Origin of the sequence: Alcanivorax hongdengensis A-11-3 (genome assembly GCF_000300995.1) — a bacterium.
Lineage (GTDB): Bacteria > Pseudomonadota > Gammaproteobacteria > Pseudomonadales > Alcanivoracaceae > Alcanivorax > Alcanivorax hongdengensis.
This window is the reverse complement of the sequence record NZ_AMRJ01000063.1, coordinates 1-2,735: the sequence shown is the minus strand read 5'-3', so window position 1 is coordinate 2,735 and position 2,735 is coordinate 1. Positions and strand designations below refer to the sequence as shown.

Genomic DNA, 2,735 nt, shown 5'->3' with positions numbered 1-2,735 from the left:
CGTTTTTGGACGGAAAATCCCTAGAACCCCAAGATGGGATGGCCGGACGCTTACTCTTGACCGGCTTTCCCTGGCTCTTCATTGGCTACAGCCAGACCGACACCACACTTGCCACTATCGCTCCCGTCTTTGGCGTGCTTGGCGTGAGTTTACTGGTGGCACTTCTCGCTGGCGGGCTTGCCTGGGTTGTCCAGGGGCCAAGCCTGCGCCGTGCTGCGGTAGTCGGTGCCGTGTTAGTCGCTACCCTCGCCGGCTTGCAACTGCTGGATCGTGAATGGACGCAGCCAGCCGCTGACCCGATCGATGTCGTCCTCTTGCAAGGAAACATCGCGCAAGACAAGAAATGGGACCCGAGATACCGGGACATCACACTTGAGCGCTATCAGGCGCTTACCGCGCAGCATCTCGGAGCCGATATCGTGATCTGGCCAGAAGCGGCAATCCCGATGTGGCATGACCAGGCCAAAGCATATCTTGCTGAGCTTGAGGCGTTAGCCGATCAGGCAGGCACATCGTTAATGATTGGCGTCCCGGTACGCGAGGCGGAGGGCCGTACCTACAACGCCGTGGTAAGCCTCTCCGATCCCTCAGGCTTCTACTACAAACGCCACCTGGTGCCCTTCGGTGAATATGTTCCGTTTCGGGATCTTTTGGGGTCGGCCCTCGACGTGCTCGGGGCGCCCATGTCCGACTTCACACCGGGACGGGAAGCGCACGTCCTGAATGCAGCAGGGGTGCCCGTAGGGGCACTCATCTGCTACGAGGCGGTCTTTGGTGCCGAAGTCACTGAGCTTCTGCCCGAAGCGCAGTTACTGGTGAATGTCAGCAACGATGCCTGGTTCGGCAGCTCGCTCGGCCCCCTCCAGCATTTCCAGATGGCACGCATGCGTGCCATCGAAACCGGACGTGACCTTCTTCGAGCCACGAACACCGGTATCACAGCAGCCATCAATCATGAGGGCAAAGTGCTCAAGCGTGCTCCGCAGTTCGAAGTGGCCACCCTCAGCGCCGAAGTGACACCGCGAACTGGCGCGCCCCCTTATGTGCGCTGGCGGGATTGGCCTGTCCTTGGCCTGACCGCACTCGGACTCGGCCTGCTCCTGCTCCGTCGAATTCGTCGGCATCATCGGTTGGATACATGACGCTTGTTATTTAGCAGCGAGCAAATTCTAGATTGGGTCAGGAGGAAGGGGATATGTCTACTTATGGCAGTCGGCTCGCAGAGAAAGCCCACGAGCCGGGAAAGGCGATGCGCTGGCTGTGGCTCTCGCTCCTGTTACTGTTTGTCGATCAGGCGAGCAAGTACCTTGCCAGCACCATGCTAGCGCATGGTGAAAGCGTGCCTGCCGCACCCTTCTTCAATTGGGTCCACCGCCACAATACGGGGGCGGCCTTCAGCTTTCTCGCGGATGTCGGCGGTTGGCAGCAGCCGCTTTTCATCGGACTGGCCCTGGTTATCTCGATATTACTGGTGTACTGGCTTTGGCGTTCACCACGCGTACTGAGTTATCGGCTCGCCCTCAGTGCGATCCTCGGCGGCGCGTTGGGCAATGTCGCAGATCGCTTGCGGTTAGGCTACGTAGAGGATTTTCTCGATTTTCACTATGCCCAGTGGCACTGGCCATCGTTCAACCTAGCGGACGTATGGATCTTCCTCGGTGTCGCCCTCTTTATTTGGGCGGAAATACGACATCAACCAGGCAGCCGCCGCCGCTGAATCGCCTAGCGTCTTCGCTATCGCATGCTTGACTTCCGGAATAGGCGCGTCCTGGGCCTTGATAAGGCGGCACGCCTTCATGAGCCAGCTGTACGTTCCTGATGCACGACTGCTGCCAAGGGCTCTGCTGCATCCTAACCAATCTGGAAGAGCGCACCCTGCTGGACCTGCTACCCGGTCGTCAGCAAGAGAGGGTGACAAGACGCCTCATGAGCATGGCCAACCGCCACCAGGTCGAGATCGTCAGCATGGACATGTGGAAGCCCTACCGCCGCGCCTTCCAGACGGTGCTGCCACAGGCCCGTATCGTGGTCGATAAGTTCCACGTCGTGCGCATGGCCAACGAGGCCTTAGAGAAGATCCGCAAAGGCCTAAGGAAGGAGTTGAAGCCCAATCAGCGCCGGACCCTCAAAGGTGACCGGAAAATCCTGCTGAAGCGCGCTCACGACGTTTCAGACCGCGAACGGCTCATCATGGAGACCTGGACAGGAGCATTCCCCCCAGCTCTTGGCGGCTTACGAGCACAAGGAGCGCTTCTACCATATCTGGGACTGTACCAATCGGCGTGGTGCCGAACAGGCTCTCGCCACCTGGATTGACAACATCCCTCAGGGGCAGAAGGAGGTTTGGAAGGATCTCGTCAGCGCCGTCAGTGGCTGGCGTGAAGAGATGCTGACCTACTTTGAGACCGACATCCCGATCACCAACGCTTTCACGTAGTCGATAAACCGCCTAGCCAAGGACAAAAACCGTGATGGCCGGGGCTATTCGTTCGAGGTAATGCGAGCCCGGATGCTCTATACCACCAAGCACAAGAAGAAGGCGCCACAAGTCAAGGAATCCCCGTTTCTGGGCAGAGCCACCATGACCTACAACATGGGACTCCCCGAGCCTGAGAAGAACTTCGGTGTCGATCTATCAACCTTCTGGAAGGACTAAGGGTTGGATGGGGCTGGAAGGCCCATCAACCACTTAATCCGGATACCCGAAAAAGAAAACGCGTCGGGAAATATTTCTG

2 protein-coding genes and 1 pseudogene are annotated in these 2,735 nt (G+C 58.4%); all 3 read left to right on the top strand.

Annotated features, from left to right (window positions below; translation table 11 throughout):
* Nucleotides 1-1,142: apolipoprotein N-acyltransferase (lnt, locus tag A11A3_RS17040; RefSeq protein ID WP_008930576.1), on the top strand; the 1,142-nt coding region annotated here is incomplete at its 5' end.
* Nucleotides 1,143-1,195: 53 nt separating this feature from the next.
* Nucleotides 1,196-1,717 carry a signal peptidase II gene (gene lspA, locus A11A3_RS17035; RefSeq protein ID WP_008930575.1) on the top strand — a complete coding sequence of 174 codons (522 nt, stop codon included), beginning with the start codon at nucleotides 1,196-1,198 and terminating at the stop codon, nucleotides 1,715-1,717.
* Nucleotides 1,718-1,845: 128 nt separating this feature from the next.
* Nucleotides 1,846-2,656 (top strand): annotated as a pseudogene (locus tag A11A3_RS17620) (ISL3 family transposase); the annotation flags it as partial.
* Nucleotides 2,657-2,735: the final 79 nt, after the last annotated feature.